Here is a 15,570-nt window from a genome sequence, read left to right as displayed (position 1 = left end):
TGGTAAAATTCTTTAGTAATATTCCTATTGATAAATTACTAAACCATCCTATATTCCAAATACCCTAAACTTAAATAGCCTTCTGGTTTTAAATCTATTCCGTGAACTCTTAAAAAAGCTTTGTGTATTTTATCGACTTCGTCAAAAGGGTTAGAAAACATACTGCTAATCTGTACAGATAGTCCTGCATCCACGTAGTCTCCTTGCACGTTCATAGAACGTTTGGTTTTTACTTCAAATGTTGCCATAATAATTTTTGATTGTTAATTACAAATTAAATCTTCAACAGAAATTTGTTCCCATTTATGAAAATGAACTTCGGAGTCTTCTTTAGAACCCTTACAAGTTAAAGGTGTATTTAGTTGAGAAGTTATCGTGTCATTTTTTTGAACGCCACAGATTTTACATTTGTAGGTTGCCATAATTTAGGTGCTTAAGTGGTTAAGTTTAATTTTGAGATGTAAATCTAAAATTCAAATAGACAAAACCTGTCCGTTTAAAATCTTATTGTAAGAAAAAACAGATAACAACTGTATATCAACAAAATAGATAACCAAAAAGTTTTATAAAGCTTGTAAAAAGGCAGAAGAAAAGAAAAATTAGTATAGAAGAAAAACCACTAATAGTAAGCTAACATAAGCTCTACATGGTGTTTTACATATTCTTTAATATGTAACGGACTAACCACTTTTACCCAAAGATTGTATTTTAATATGTCCATTAAAAACTCATAGTTTGGTTCTACAAACACTTTAATTTCACCCCAAATATCAGGATTAGTATAATCTAAATCCTGTGTTTCTTGTTTTTTAGGTTCAGTTACAATTTCTTGAGAATGATGTAAAGGGTTTGATTTTAAATATTTAAAATGGTGATTGGCTACTTTAATATAAATCCATTCTGGAGTTATGTTCGATTTTAAAATACCTATAGAATTTTTAAAATAAGTTTCTGGATTAAAAACTATTGGATCTTTAACATGTTTCTTAGTAATCTGCAATCTTTTAATTCTCTCGTCTAAACAAAAAGCATACACACCATATTCCTTATTATAAGCCATTAAATACCAAGCCTTATTAATTTCCTTAATATGTAATGGCTGAAAAAAACCTTCTAAAGTTTTAAACCCAAGATCATCATACCATCCGTAATATGTAATTTCTACAAGCGTTTCATGTTCTATTGCTTGTATTAAAGGAACTATATCTACACGTGTACTTAAAGAACTACGCGCTGTTGTTACATGCGTTTTCCAAGCATGTGCATGATGGTGTAAAAGATAAAGTTCTGTTTTTTCATACACTTCTTTTAATACTGGACTTATCTCAAAATCATCTAAATAATATCCATAATTACGCTTGTGCAACACATGTACTTGGTAATAGGATTTTATTTTTTCTAAATCACGTTTAATCGTTTTTCGTGAAGATTGATTCAATTTTTCATACAACAAGTCGTCTATATTATTAAGACGCAATTGATATAGCGCATTTTGTAAATCAAAAAGTGGTACATAGCCATTTTTCTCAATTCCGTAAACTATAGGATTTGAAATTATACGTAATACATAATAACGTCTAAGAAACTCTGGAGTCATATTTAAGATTGTAAAAACGAAAGTAATAATATTCTTTCAAACCTCTAAAAGTAATCCATTTTTATATATTTGATTTTTAAAAATACTTCATGACATCGGTTTTTAGTAAAAAAGATTTTATTGCTACCAAATGGTTTACGCTAGAAAAAATTACACAGCTTATTACTGGTGTTTTTATTGTTCCTCAAATATTTAACACTTTAGGTACCATAGACCTAGGGAAGTTAAAATTTGTAGAATCTGTTTTAGGTATGTTTACTCCTTTATTTTTTTTAGGATTGTCTGCTATTTGCATAAGAGAAATTGTGTATAACCCTAAAAAAAGTTCGCTAATTCTAGCAACCGCTTTTTACCTTAGACTTATTAGTTGGTTGGTACTATTTATAGCCATTTTAATTTATTTTAGTATTGCTAAAAATAGTCCTTTAACTAGTCTGTACCTCATTATTGCTTGTAGTTACTTTTTTAAATTAACCGATATTTTTGAATATTACTTACTAGCTAAAAAATGGACAAAATATATTTTTATTAGTAAAATCATAAGCTTGGCTATTATTGTTTCCTTACAATACTACGGCGTAAAAAAACAGTTAGATGTTTACTACTTTGCCAAACTTATTATACTTGATTTTATAATTCAAGGATGTATTTATAGTCTCATTTTAAAACACAAGAAACAATTTCTGTTTAAACAATGGATCTTTTCTTGGCCTTTAGCAAAATCCTTATTAAAAATGTCTTTTCCTTTAATACTTTCTAATAGTTTAATAATGTTTTATATTACTATTGATGAGTTGTTTTTAAAATATTTTTATGACGATTATGCTAACGGAATTTTTGCAACCGTACAATTTTTAGTCATTGGATTAAGTTGGAATATTGGTTTCTCTATTATCAATGCTTTATATCCTTCTTTAGCCGAATCATTTCAGCAAAACAAAAAGCTATATATCAAAAAAATGAAACAGCTTTTTAAAATCATGTTTGCATTAGGTATTGCTATTGCTGGATTTTACACTTTTTTCGGCAACCTTGTTCTAGACACCTTTTTCACAGCATCTTTTGCAAAAGCTAAAACAGCGTTAATCATTTTCTGTTGGGCTCCTCTATTTGTTTTTTTAGGAATGATTTATGAAAAACACCTAATTAATACTGGTAACTTACAAAAAAACGTATATCGCTTTTTTATTGGCTGTATAGTAAACGTTATTTTATGTTATTTGTTAATTCCTATTTTACACGTTAATGGTGCTGCAATTGCTGTTTTAACTAGCCATTTTATTACAAATATTGCCTATATTTTTATAGATAAACAAAGCAGAAAGCAACTAGTCTCCATTTTTTAATTATTTTTGATATATGTATTTACTCTCCCTTGCAATAGCTCCTGTCTTTTTTATTATACTATACATTTATATTAAAGATAAATACAACAAAGAACCAAAACGCTTACTCTTTTATAACTTTTTACTTGGCGCTATCATTAGCATTATAATTTCTACAATATTATATATTATTTCAGATTTTACCATTCCTATTTCTATACAAGGTAACTCTAGTGTAGTACAACTTTTTATTAAAGCCTTTTTTGTAGTGGCCTTAATTGAAGAGTTTAGCAAATACATTATTGTACGTTACTTTGCACAACCACATAAAGAGTTTAATGAGCAATTTGATGGTATTGTATACGCAGTAATGGTTTCTATGGGTTTTGCTGCTACAGAAAATATTATGTATGTATTACAAGGCGGATTACAAACAGCTGTATTAAGAGCTTTCACAGCAGTTCCAGCGCACGCAACTTTTGCCGTTTTAATGGGTTATTTCATGGGGAAAGCAAAATTTTCAAACCAAAGAACCAAACTGAACCTTTTAGGCCTATTCTTTGCCATTCTTTTTCATGGAGCCTATGACTTCTTCTTGTTTTTAGACTTTATTCCTGGTATTTGGGTTGGTGCATTTATTTCGCTTTTTATAGGACTAATACTTTCTAAAAAAGCCATAAAAAAACACTCTAACAACTCTAAATTTAAAGACTCTTTTACCTTATAATTTATCTTCTAGTTCTTTATATAACGCGATAAGTTTACCGCCTTTATAAAAGCACCATTGCAAGACGTGATGTTGTAGCATAAAACAACTATAACAAATTAGCACAAAACTAATTAATATGCTCTAAGGTTTTCTTTATTATACATATATTTACTTGCATTTAAATGAAACAAAATGAATACATCGTATAAAGTAAAAGTCAACAACACTACAGAAATTGACATTACAGAAAAAGATGCTTTGGCACTTGACGCTATACCAACATCTTCTTCTTCATTTCACGTTTTACAGAACAACAATTCTTATAAAGCAGAAATAAAAGAAGCTAACTTTCTAGATAAAACATATAAAGTAAAAGTTAACAACAACACATACAGCGTTAACATTTACAACAACTTAGACAGCCTAATAAAACAAATGGGATTTGAGGTTGGTGTAGGAAAGAAAGTAAACAATATTAAAGCGCCTATGCCTGGATTAATTTTAGATATTAATGTACAAGTAGGACAAGAAGTAAAAGAAGATGATGCTCTTTTAATATTAGAAGCCATGAAAATGGAAAACGTTTTAACCTCACCTCGAGATGGAATTATAAAATCTATTACTGCTACAAAAGGGGAAGCTGTTGAAAAAAACCAATTATTAATCGAGTTCGAATAAGCGTAAACAAGCATTTTAATATACCAATGTACACCTAAAACTTTGTGTACTCACCTGCTTACAAACAGGGTTATATAAAAAATTTAAAGTATGAAAAAATTACTTATTGCAAACAGAGGAGAAATTGCTATTCGCGTGATGCAAACAGCAAAAAAAATGGGAATTAAAACCGTTGCAGTCTACTCTACTGCAGATAGAAATGCTCCACATGTAAAATATGCAGACGAAGCTGTTTTACTAGGAGAAGCTCCTTCTAACCAATCTTATTTATTAGGAGACAAAATTATTGAGGTAGCTAAAAACCTAGAGGTTGATGCCATTCATCCTGGATATGGCTTTCTTTCTGAAAATTCTGATTTTGCTGAAGCCTGCGAAAAAAACAACATCCTTTTTATTGGTCCTAAATCAAAAGCCATAAAAATCATGGGTAGTAAGCTTGCTGCTAAAGAAGCCGTTAAAGCATACAATATACCAATGGTTCCTGGCACAGACCAAGCAATTACAGACATACCTGAAGCTAAAAAAATTGCCAAAGAAATTGGCTTTCCAATATTAATTAAAGCTTCTGCTGGTGGTGGTGGAAAAGGTATGCGTGTCGTTGAAAAAGAAGCAGATTTCACCTCACAAATGGATAGAGCCATTAGTGAAGCCGTTAATGCTTTTGGCGATGGCTCTGTGTTTATTGAAAAATATGTAGCCTCACCTAGACATATTGAAATACAAATTATGGCAGATACGCATGGTAACGTAGTGCATCTGTTTGAAAGAGAATGTAGCGTACAACGTCGTCATCAAAAAGTAGTAGAAGAAGCTCCTTCTAGCGTTTTAACTCCAGAATTACGCGAGAAAATGGGAGAAGCAGCTATAAAAGTGGCTAAATCTTGTGATTATGTTGGTGCAGGAACTGTAGAGTTTTTACTAGATGAAGCTAAAAACTTCTATTTTTTAGAAATGAATACACGCTTGCAAGTAGAGCATCCTGTTACAGAATTAATCACAAATACAGATTTAGTAGCACTGCAAATTCGTGTTGCAAGAGGGGAAACGCTTCCTATTAAACAAGAAGATTTAAAAATTCATGGTCACGCTTTAGAATTGCGTGTTTATGCCGAAGATCCTTTAAATGATTTTCTTCCTAGCGTTGGTAATTTAGAAGTATACCAATTACCGGAAGGAAAAAATATTCGTGTAGACAATGGTTTTGAAGAAGGAATGGATGTTCCTATTTACTACGATCCAATGCTTTCTAAATTAATTACTTACGGAAGTTCACGTGAAGAGGCTATTCAAGTTATGTTACAAGCCATAAAAGCGTATAAAGTGGAAGGTATTGAAACTACTTTACCTTTCGGAAGCTTTGTTTGCGAACATGAAGCTTTCCGTTCTGGAAATTTTGATACCCATTTTGTAAAAAAATATTATTCGCCAGAAACCTTAAAAAGTAAACAGGAAGAAGAAGCAAAAATAGCAGCACTTATAGCTGTAAAACAATATTTAGAAGATCAAAAAGTATTACGAGTACCTTTAAAATAGTTTGTTGTTTTCCGCATTGTATACACTAAACTTTAGTATACCCAAAAAACAAAACAACAAACAGATTAACAAAAGACAAAATAATGGAATCTAAAATAAAAAACCTCAACCAAAAACTAGCAAAAGCCTATTTAGGTGGTGGACAAGCACGAATAGATAAACAACACGAAAAGAAAAAACTAACAGCAAGAGAACGCGTTATGTATTTACTAGACGAAGGTTCTTTTGAAGAAATTGGTGCACTAGTAACACATAGAACCAAAGACTTTGGCATGGAAAAGCAACAATTTTATGGTGATGGTGTTGTTACTGGTTACGGAACCGTAAATGGTAAATTAATTTACGTTTTTGCTCAAGATTTTACTGTTTTTGGTGGTTCTCTATCAGAAACACATGCAGAGAAAATTTGTAAGGTTATGGATTTAGCTCTTAAAGTTGGTGCGCCAATTATAGGTTTAAATGATTCTGGAGGAGCTAGAATTCAAGAAGGTGTTCGTTCCCTTGGTGGTTATGCAGATATTTTTTACAAAAACGTACAGTCTTCAGGTGTTATTCCGCAAATTTCAGCAATTATGGGTCCTTGTGCTGGAGGAGCTGTTTACTCACCTGCAATGACCGATTTTACCATTATGGTAGAAGATACCAGTTATATGTTTGTAACAGGTCCTAACGTTGTAAAAACAGTAACTAATGAAGAGGTAACTAGCGAAGAACTTGGAGGAGCAAGTACACACTCTACCAAATCTGGAGTTGCTCATAAAACAGCTTCTAATGATATAGAATGTTTAGAAGACATAAAAAAACTACTAAGTTACTTACCACAAAATAACACTGAAACTCCTACTCTTTTACCTTATGAATTGCAAGACGAAGTACGTGATACTTTATCTAGTATAATTCCTGAAAACGCAAGTACACCTTATGATATGCATGCTGTAATTGCAGGTATTATTGATACCGATTCTTTTTATGAAATACATAAAGATCATGCCGAAAATATTGTAGTAGGTTTTGCTCGTTTAGGAGGAAGAAGTATTGGTATTGTTGCCAATCAACCTATGTATTTAGCTGGTGTTTTAGATGTAAACAGTTCTAAAAAAGCAGCGCGTTTTGTTCGTTTTTGTGACGCCTTTAATATTCCTTTACTTACTTTAGAAGATGTACCAGGATTTTTACCAGGAACAGACCAAGAATGGAATGGTATTATTGTTCATGGAGCAAAACTTTTATACGCTTTTAGCGAAGCTACAGTACCTAGAATTACTGTAATTACTCGTAAAGCTTATGGTGGTGCCTATGATGTAATGAACTCCAAACACATTGGCTCTGACATGAATTTTGCTTGGCCAAGTGCAGAAATTGCAGTTATGGGAGCAAAAGGTGCTGCAGAAATTATCTTTAAAAAAGAAATACAAGCAGCCGAAAATAAAGAAGAAAAATGGAAAGAAAAGGAAGCAGAATATGCAGACCTTTTTGCAAATCCGTATAGCGCAGCAGAACGTGGTTTTATAGACGAAGTAATTTTACCTAAAGACACCAGAAGAAAGCTTATAAAAGCCTTTGCAATGCTTGAAAATAAAGAAGTAGTAAAACCAAAGCGTAAGCATGGTAATATTCCTTTATAGATAAATAATATTCCTGTATTTAAATATGGACTACGCTCCTGCCATTAGTAGCATCCTTTCGCCTAAATATCTTTCTGCATTTGTAAAGCAGCAATATCAACTAGATGCTACTACTACTTGTAGCGTTTTAAAAACAGGTGTAAATCACAGCTATTTAATTTCTACTTCAGATAAAAAATATGTTTTAAGAGTGTATTTTTTAGATTGGAGAACCAAAAACGAAATTGCTGAAGAACTAAAGCTCTTAAACCAATTACAAGCTAATGGCATTTCTGTGTCTTTTCCTATTCAAGACAAAAACGCTAATTACATTCAAGAAATAAGTGCTATTGAAGGTAAAAGATATGCTGTTCTTTTTTCTTATGCTGAAGGGAAAACCATACGAAATCCCACTAAAGAAACCTGCTTTACAATTGGTGAAACCATGGCGAAGTTTCATCAATTAACCGTAAACAAAATGGTTAACAGGATTCATTATAACGCAAAAACACTTGTAAGTGAAGCCTATATTTCTGCTACTAAATTCTTTGACAATACAACGGAAGAAATGGCGTATTACCAAAGAGCTGAAGCTATAACTACCTCTGTTTTTAATACGGCAAAAACAGAAGATTTAAGAACAGGAGTTGTGCATTTAGATTTTTGGTATGAAAATATGAAGATTAAAAATGCAGCTAATATTACACTGTTTGATTTTGATAACTGTGGAAACGGTTGGTTATTTCTTGATATCTCCTATTGTTTAATGATACTTTTTAGAAACGAACCTAACAAGGAAGTTTTTAAAGAAAAACAAACCAGTTTTTATCATGGTTATACTTCTGTAAACCCTATTTCTAATGAAGAACTAAGACTAATTCCATATGGAGGTTTGGCCATTTGGTTGCATTATAACGGCATACATATTAAAAGGTTTAATGATTTTTCTAATCCGTTTTTAAGCGATGAGTTTTTAAAATTCTGGATACACACTGTTAAACAATGGATGGAGTTTAATGGTATAAAAATCTAAAAATTAAACGATTATTTTCATTTAAATTTTAGCTTGATAAGTATACAAATCAAAGTATCTTCCTTTGGCTTCAATAAGCGTATCATGATTACCACGTTCTGCAATTTTTCCGTTTTCAATCACAAGAATTTGGTCGGCTTTTCTAATGGTACTTAATCTATGTGCTATAACTATGGTCGTTCTGTTTTTGGTTAATTGTGCTAACGATTTCTGAATTAAAGCTTCGCTTTCTGTATCTAAATTAGAAGTAGCTTCGTCTAGAATAATAATTTTAGGATCTGCTAAAATAGCTCTAGCAATAGCAATACGCTGTCTTTGTCCTCCAGAGAGCTTCACTCCTCTTTCTCCTATTAAAGTTTCTAAGCCATCATCAAAACGATCGGTAAATTCATTTACATATGCCGCTTTAATGGCTGCTTGTACTTGTGCTTCGGAAGCATTTGGTCTAGGAAACATAATATTTTCACGTATGGTACCTTCAAATAAAAACTCATCTTGCAACACAACACCTAAATGTTTTCTGAAGCTATTTAATTTTACATTAGAAAGGTCTTGACCATCAATGGTAATTTCACCAGATTCTGGATTTAAAAAAGTAGCCGACAATCCTGCAATTGTAGATTTACCAGAACCTGAGCTTCCTACCAAAGCAATTACAGAACCTGAAGGTGCTTTAAAATTTATATTATGAAGAACTTGTTTTCCGGCTTCATAAGAAAAACAAACATCATTAAACGCAATATCTCCTTGAATACTTGGCAGTTCTATGGTTCGGTTTTGGTCTTCATCTTCGGCAGCCATATTCATTAGTTCTTCCGTTCGGTCTAATCCTGCTAAAGCTTCGGTTAACTGACTACCAATATTACTCATTTGAATTATTGGTGCAATCATAAAACCTAGAACTAGTGTAAAAAAGAGGAAATCTCCTGTAGTCATTTGGTTTTGCATCATATAATAACCACCAATTCCCATAATTCCTGTAGTAGCAACTCCTATTAAAAAGGTTGAAGAACTAGTCATTAAAGCGGTTGCTGTTAAACTCTTTTTTACATTTTGATAGAGTCTATCTACTCCTTTTTCAAAAATTATATTCTCTTGTTCTTCAGCATTAAAGGCTTTTATAACACGAACTCCAGCAAGCGTTTCTGTTAATCTACCTGTAACTTCGGCATTAATTTTTCCTCTAGTTCTAAAAATAGGACGAATGTACTTGAAAGCTTTTAAAGCTATTATTCCGAAAATAGACAAGGGAACAAACACAAAAAGTGTCATCCAAGGGTTTAGTTTAATTAAAATAATTAAAGATACAATTGCTGTAAAGGTACCTCCTACTAATTGTACTAACCCTGTTCCTATAAGATTTCTAACTCCTTCTACATCTGTCATTATTCTTGAAACTAAAGCACCTGATTTGGTATTATCAAAAAAACGAATAGGAAGAGATAATACTTTCTTTTGCACTTGAGCACGTAACTCAGAAATTAAATATTGTGCTTGTATACTCAATATTTTAGTAAGTAAAAAAGAAGTGACTGCTTGTGCTGTAATAGCCAAAATTACAATAGCAATGAGTGTCCATAGTTTATTAGCATCACCACTTGGCACCACCTCATCTAACAACACCTTACTTTGCCAAGGCAATATTAAACCAGAAATACTTTTTATAACAATGAGTACCAAACCAATAAACACCAATTTACGTCTTGGCCAAATAATGGTTTTAAACGCTTGTTTTAAGGTTACTTTAGGTTTGGTTGTATCTTTAGAATCTGATGTTTTTAAATGTTGCATAGGTATATAAATGAATTGCAAATATACACATCTTAGCCATTGCAAAATTTTGTATCTAGTTTATATAGCAACCTATTTACGCATCCTTTTACTTTCCATTACTTTACAAAAAACTGTTACTTAATAAAAAAAGCCAAAACAGATATCTGTTTTGGCTTTACTATAAAAATTTGTAGCATTTTTATTTAAGTATTTCAGAATAAAATTTGTCTTTCTGTTTTCTAAAATCAATAACCGTTTTTAAATATAAAACTCTAAAATTTTCATGTTTGTTTATGTAGTATAAATCACATTCAAAATTATCACATTCTTTATACTGTACCATAGTACTTTTATAGCTAATTAACTGATTTAAAACCGATTTATTTTTAATAATTAGCTCTAAAAACTGATCTCTAAACGCTCTATTTTTAATAACATTAGAGGCTATTTTTGCTAATCTATCGCTTTCATTAATGATATAGTTAATATGAGACATCCATAAGCGCAATTCTTCAGCAGTTCTTTTCTGAACAATTTGCTCATCGGTATCATGGTTAAAAAATGTATTTAATTCCATTATTATTCAATTTTATAGCTTTTAGCATGCTTTAAATAAAATACAGGTATTTATTTAAATGCTAAAAAGCGGTATTACTATACTTTTTCTGTTTGTTTTACTTCTTTAATCTCTAAAGATTTTACACCACCAGGAAACTCCCAATCTATGACATCTCCTTTTGCATATCCTATAATTGCTAAACCCATAGGAGTTAAAACAGACACCTTTTTATTAGAAAAATTGCTTTCTGTTGGTGTTACTAACTGAAACTCATTTTGCCAACCATCTTTGGTTGCAACAACTACATAAGAGTTAAAACGAATAACATCTTCTGGCAACTCTTCTTCATCTAAAACAATTGCGTTTTTTAATTCTTCATGTAATCTTAAAACAGATTGCTTTCTAACGGTTTCTTTATAACTTTCAGATAGGTTAAGCAACTGTTTTATGGTCACAAACTCCTTTTTTTCTAATACAATACTACCATACTTCATGTTCTATTATTTTAAATTATCAAGGAAAAATTCCTCTTTGTACATATGCTTTTTCAATACGCTCAATAGCTAAAAAATAAGCTGCCGAACGCAAGTCAAATTCTTTATTTTCTGCAGTTTTTAAAACCCTATTAAACACTTCTTTTATTTTTTTATCTAGTTTCATTAAAATTTCATCTAGCTCCCAAAGTTCTCCGTTTCGGTTTTGTAGCCATTCAAAATAACTACCAATAACTCCTCCTGAATTACATAAAATATCAGGAATTACAGTAACTCCTTTTTCTAATAAAATCTTTTCAGCCTCTACTGTTGTTGGTCCGTTTGCACCTTCAGCAATTAAAAAAGCTTTAATATCATTAGCATTGTCTTTAGTAATTTGGTTTCCTAAAGCAGCAGGAATAAAAATATCACAGTCTAAGGCAAAGAAGTCTTCTTTAGCCACAGCTGTAGCATCAGGAAATCCTTGAACACTTCCTTGGTTGTTTTTAATATATTCTAATAGATTTTCAACAGACAGACCTTGACTATTACCTATAGAAGCAAAAGCATCTTGAACACCAACCATTTTTGCGCCTTCTAATTCTAAAAAGTGTGCTGCCCAATAGCCAACATTACCAAAACCTTGTACAATAAAAGTTTTACCCTTTAAATCTACATTTTTGTTTTTCGCCCAATATTTAATAGTTAAAAACACACCAAAACCTGTTGCTCTGTCTCTACCTTCTAATCCTCCTGAACCTACAGGTTTACCTGTAACTACGTGTTGGTTTTTAGAACGCTCTGAAGGTGCTTTTGTAGACATATATGTATCTGCAATCCACGCCATAGTTTGTGCATTTGTATTTACATCTGGAGCAGGAATATCATGTTCTGGTCCAATATTTTCACCTAAAGCGTAGGTAAAACGTCTGGTAATACGTTCTAATTCTGCATTCGAATATTTTTTAGGATCCATTTGGATACCTCCTTTTGCTCCTCCATAAGGCAAACCTGCAAGCGAAGTTTTCCAGGTCATCCACATAGCTAATGCTTTTACAGAATCTATATCAATTGTAGGATGGTAACGCAAGCCTCCTTTGTAAGGACCAAGTGCATTATTGTGTTGTACTCTATAGCCTTTAAAAATTTCTACTTCCCCATTATCCATACGTACTGGAAAATGAATAATTAATTCATTATTGGTTACTTCTAGTATTTTTTTTATGTTAGGATTTAAGTTAACCAAACTTGCTGCAGTGTCAAATTGCTTCATCACATTTGCCAGCATACCTTGCTTTGGTTGCTTTTTCTTTTTTAATTCTTTTGTTAAAGTCATTGTTAGATTTTTTAGATAATTTAAACTGCGTATTCAGTAGCTTGGTACTTTAAAGCAGCGTTACTTTTTCCTTTTTGTGGTTTAAAATTGTTTGCAGTAGTTACTTCAAATTCACTACAAGACCATATAAAGTTTTTATTGGATGTTAAACTACAGTCGTTGTTAAACTTGCAAGTACTGCATAGGCTGTTTTCCATAACACTATTTTTATTTTTAGTTTTACATATTGCAAACCTAAAAGCAAGTGTTATGCCATTAGAAAAAACATTTTAAAAAGAAACCACAAACCCCTTTAACAATAGGTGTTTACAGACTATTATCAAGAATATGGTATCCTGAAGAAGTGTGGTAAAATTACACAACTGTGTAAAAATTACTCGTTTTTTTATAAACCATTACTTTATTTTTTCGCCTAAAGTTTTTCGGTCTATTTGTAAGATTTTAGCAGCTTTTGTTTTATTGTTATTAGTAGCTTTTAGTACCTTAAGTATATACTTTTTTTCTATTTCTTTTAAAGGAAGGAGTTCTTGGTTTTCTTCAGGAAAAACTATGGTATATTTTAAGTGTTCTGGCAAGTCTTCTATAGTAACTTGCTTATCACACATAATTACAGCACGCTGTATAACGTTCTCTAATTCTCTAATATTTCCTGGCCAGTTATAGCGTTTTAAAGCGGTTAGTGCTTCTGGAGTAATTGGTACTAACCTATCTTTAAATTCTACACCATATTTAAATAAAAATTTATTTACTAAAAGCGAAATATCTTCTTTACGCTCATGTAAAGGAGGTACATTAATTTCTACAACGGTTAAACGATAATAAAGATCTTCGCGAAAGCGACCTTTTGCTATTAAACTTTTTAAATCTACATTAGTTGCAGCAATTACACGTACATCTACAGGTTCTACTTTTTGAGAACCTACACGAACTACTTCTTTTTCTTGCAGAACACGCAGTAATCGTAATTGTGTTGCTAAGGAAGCATTGCCTATTTCATCTAAAAAAAGGGTTCCTTTATTAGCTGCTTGAAAAAAACCTTTTCTGTCTTTTTCTGCACCTGTAAAAGCACCTTTGGTATACCCAAACAACTCTGCTTCTAATAGATTTTCAGGTATAGCACCACAATTTACAGCTACAAAAGGAGCTGCTGCATATTTGCCCATATAATGAATAGAACGTGCTACTAATTCTTTTCCTGTACCACTTTCACCTGTTATAAAAACGGTTGCCTTATTGTTTTTTACACGCTCAATAACAGCAGTTACTTTTTGTATTGCTTTAGACTGCCCAATAAGATCACCATAAGCTGTTTTGTCTTTGGTTTTAAAAGCATCTACTTGTCTTCTCTTAGGTTTTTCAAGCAAGGCTTTTACCACTGCGTTTTTTAATTCTTCTTTGGTAAATGGTTTGGTTACATACTCCATAGCTCCAGATTTTAAAGCATCTAAAGCTCCATCTACAGAAGGATATCCTGTTACTACTAGTTTAGGAATACTTGGAAAATGTTCTGTAACATATTTTACCAACTCTAATCCATCTACACCTGGCATTTTTAAATCTGTAATTAATAAATCTATGGATTTATCTTGTAGAATAGCAATGGCTTCTTTTACAGAAATAGCCTTATAAGTATGATAATTTAATGTTTTTAAATGACGTTGAATCAGTTCTAAAATATGAACATCATCATCTACAATTAATATGTTTTCACGATTTAATTCCATGTTTTAATTTTTAGGTAACTGTATTGTAAAAATAGTTCCTTTTGGAGTATTAGGCGTATGTTTTATACTTCCTTTATGACTTTTAACAATACCATGTACAACACTTAAACCTAAACCAGAACCTTCGCCAACAGGTTTTGTGGTATAAAATGGATGAAATACATTTTCACTATTACCTGCTTCTATTCCTTTTCCTTGATCGCTTATTTGTATTTCAATATTTTTTTCGGATTGCTTTACACTTACTTGAATAACGCCATTTTCTGGTGAAAAATAAATAGCATTAATTACTAAGTTAAAAATAACTTGAGTTAATTGAATGGCATCTACACGAAGTGGTATATTACCATCAACTATATGTAATTGACAATCTAAATTCTTTTTTATAAAATTAGGTTTTAGCAAGCTTATTGCATCTTTTACTATAGGTACAATGTTTGTTAATTTCATTTGTTGTGGCATATCACATGAAAAAAACATGAGTTTTTTAACTACTTCTCTAGAGTAAATGGCACTATTTGTAATTTTTTCTAAATCCTTTAAAGCTTCGGTGTTATCTAGAAACTGTTCTTTTAGTAATTCTGAATAGCCTAAAATATTCGCTAGAGGTGTATTCAATTCATGAGCAATACCTGCTGTAATTTCGCCTAAAATAGATAATCGATCTGCTCGTTCTATTTGTCTTCTGGTTATAGCTTCGTTAACAATAATTTGTTTGCGCTCTAATAAATTACCAATCTCTAAAGCTACTTTTTCTAGAAGTTGTTTTTCTTCATTTAAAAAACTATTGGAAGTGTATTTAGATTGTGAATACCCTATTTTTATAGAACCTATTGGTGTATTAAATGTTTTTATAGCCGACCGAATAAACACCTTTTCTACAGGTTCTTTTCCCGTTTTAAACAATTCATTATTAATAAAAATTTCAACGGAAGCATCTTCAGGATAGCGAATGGCTTTTTGTAAACTTATAGCAATTGCTTGTATGGTAGGATTTAAATTATCAAGATCGCAATTTGCAATAAGAGAGCTTATGGTATATAAACAGGTAAGCTCTTTAATTCGCTCTTTTAATTTATCTTCTGCTGTAATTAATGGTGCCATTATACTAATTTACAAAACAAAAATACACATTTAAACGAGCTAACTAAAAATTAGTAATATATTCTATATATACCACTCAAAAGAAGAAAGAGCATCTAATAATTATAAATACAAAAAAAGGG

General features: G+C 31.4%; 16 protein-coding genes. 6 read left to right on the top strand and 10 right to left on the bottom strand.

Annotation, left to right across the window (positions count from 1 at the left end; genetic code table 11):
• Positions 1–38: 38 nt before the first annotated feature.
• The 3 genes from ACFSSB_RS01455 to ACFSSB_RS01445 all read right to left on the bottom strand — a co-directional run bounded on the left by ACFSSB_RS01455 (position 39) and on the right by ACFSSB_RS01445 (position 1,597).
• A complete protein-coding gene (locus tag ACFSSB_RS01455) occupies positions 39–248 on the bottom strand; it encodes a DUF6140 family protein (RefSeq protein WP_379900186.1) in 210 nt (69 codons plus the stop codon).
• A gap of 15 nt (positions 249–263) precedes the next feature.
• Positions 264–422: a hypothetical protein gene (locus ACFSSB_RS01450; protein WP_379900184.1), complete on the bottom strand. Its 159-nt coding sequence runs from the start codon at positions 420–422 to the stop codon at positions 264–266.
• Positions 423–619: 197 nt separating this feature from the next.
• Positions 620–1,597 carry a helix-turn-helix transcriptional regulator gene (locus tag ACFSSB_RS01445; protein ID WP_379900182.1) on the bottom strand — a complete coding sequence of 326 codons (978 nt, stop codon included), beginning with the start codon at positions 1,595–1,597 and terminating at the stop codon, positions 620–622.
• Positions 1,598–1,686: 89 nt separating this feature from the next.
• Here ACFSSB_RS01445 and ACFSSB_RS01440 point away from each other — a divergent pair, with 89 nt between their 5' ends.
• The 6 genes from ACFSSB_RS01440 (at position 1,687) to ACFSSB_RS01415 (ending at position 8,479) form a co-directional block, all read left to right on the top strand.
• Positions 1,687–2,943 (top strand): flippase, encoded by a 1,257-nt coding sequence (locus ACFSSB_RS01440; RefSeq protein WP_379900180.1) that lies wholly within the window; start codon positions 1,687–1,689, stop codon positions 2,941–2,943.
• A gap of 13 nt (positions 2,944–2,956) precedes the next feature.
• Entirely contained in the window at positions 2,957–3,649 is a 693-nt protein-coding gene (locus ACFSSB_RS01435; protein ID WP_379900178.1) for a PrsW family intramembrane metalloprotease, read from the top strand.
• Between the two features lie 174 nt (positions 3,650–3,823).
• Positions 3,824–4,309 (top strand): acetyl-CoA carboxylase biotin carboxyl carrier protein subunit, encoded by a 486-nt coding sequence (locus ACFSSB_RS01430; RefSeq protein WP_379900176.1) that lies wholly within the window; start codon positions 3,824–3,826, stop codon positions 4,307–4,309.
• A 90-nt stretch (positions 4,310–4,399) separates the two neighbouring features.
• On the top strand, positions 4,400–5,842 hold the full coding sequence (locus ACFSSB_RS01425; protein WP_379900174.1) for an acetyl-CoA carboxylase biotin carboxylase subunit: 1,443 nt from the start codon (positions 4,400–4,402) through the stop codon (positions 5,840–5,842).
• Positions 5,843–5,925: 83 nt separating this feature from the next.
• Positions 5,926–7,467, top strand: a complete 1,542-nt coding sequence (locus tag ACFSSB_RS01420) for an acyl-CoA carboxylase subunit beta (protein WP_379900172.1) — start codon at positions 5,926–5,928, stop codon at positions 7,465–7,467.
• A 25-nt stretch (positions 7,468–7,492) separates the two neighbouring features.
• On the top strand, positions 7,493–8,479 hold the full coding sequence (locus ACFSSB_RS01415) for a phosphotransferase (protein WP_379900170.1): 987 nt from the start codon (positions 7,493–7,495) through the stop codon (positions 8,477–8,479).
• A 21-nt stretch (positions 8,480–8,500) separates the two neighbouring features.
• Here the strand turns inward: ACFSSB_RS01415 and ACFSSB_RS01410 are convergent, their stop codons facing one another.
• The 7 genes from ACFSSB_RS01410 to ACFSSB_RS01380 form a co-directional block, all read right to left on the bottom strand.
• Entirely contained in the window at positions 8,501–10,270 is a 1,770-nt protein-coding gene (locus tag ACFSSB_RS01410; RefSeq protein WP_379900168.1) for an ABC transporter ATP-binding protein, read from the bottom strand.
• A gap of 181 nt (positions 10,271–10,451) precedes the next feature.
• Positions 10,452–10,829: a hypothetical protein gene (locus tag ACFSSB_RS01405; RefSeq protein ID WP_379900166.1), complete on the bottom strand. Its 378-nt coding sequence runs from the start codon at positions 10,827–10,829 to the stop codon at positions 10,452–10,454.
• A gap of 77 nt (positions 10,830–10,906) precedes the next feature.
• On the bottom strand, positions 10,907–11,305 hold the full coding sequence (locus ACFSSB_RS01400; RefSeq protein ID WP_379900164.1) for a GreA/GreB family elongation factor: 399 nt from the start codon (positions 11,303–11,305) through the stop codon (positions 10,907–10,909).
• 19 nt (positions 11,306–11,324) lie between these two features.
• Positions 11,325–12,620, bottom strand: coding sequence for a Glu/Leu/Phe/Val family dehydrogenase (locus ACFSSB_RS01395; RefSeq protein ID WP_379900162.1), 1,296 nt, complete (start codon positions 12,618–12,620; stop codon positions 11,325–11,327).
• A gap of 20 nt (positions 12,621–12,640) precedes the next feature.
• Positions 12,641–12,817, bottom strand: coding sequence for a hypothetical protein (locus ACFSSB_RS01390; RefSeq protein ID WP_379900160.1), 177 nt, complete (start codon positions 12,815–12,817; stop codon positions 12,641–12,643).
• A 198-nt stretch (positions 12,818–13,015) separates the two neighbouring features.
• A complete protein-coding gene (locus tag ACFSSB_RS01385) occupies positions 13,016–14,344 on the bottom strand; it encodes a sigma-54-dependent transcriptional regulator (RefSeq protein ID WP_379900158.1) in 1,329 nt (442 codons plus the stop codon).
• A gap of 3 nt (positions 14,345–14,347) precedes the next feature.
• Positions 14,348–15,448: a sensor histidine kinase gene (locus ACFSSB_RS01380; RefSeq protein ID WP_379900156.1), complete on the bottom strand. Its 1,101-nt coding sequence runs from the start codon at positions 15,446–15,448 to the stop codon at positions 14,348–14,350.
• Positions 15,449–15,570: the final 122 nt, after the last annotated feature.

The sequence above is a fragment of the Lacinutrix gracilariae genome (assembly GCF_042684485.1).
Taxonomy (GTDB): Bacteria; Bacteroidota; Bacteroidia; order Flavobacteriales; family Flavobacteriaceae; genus Oceanihabitans; species Oceanihabitans gracilariae.
The sequence above is the reverse complement of the archived record's forward strand: the minus strand, read 5'-3'. Positions and strand labels throughout refer to the sequence as shown.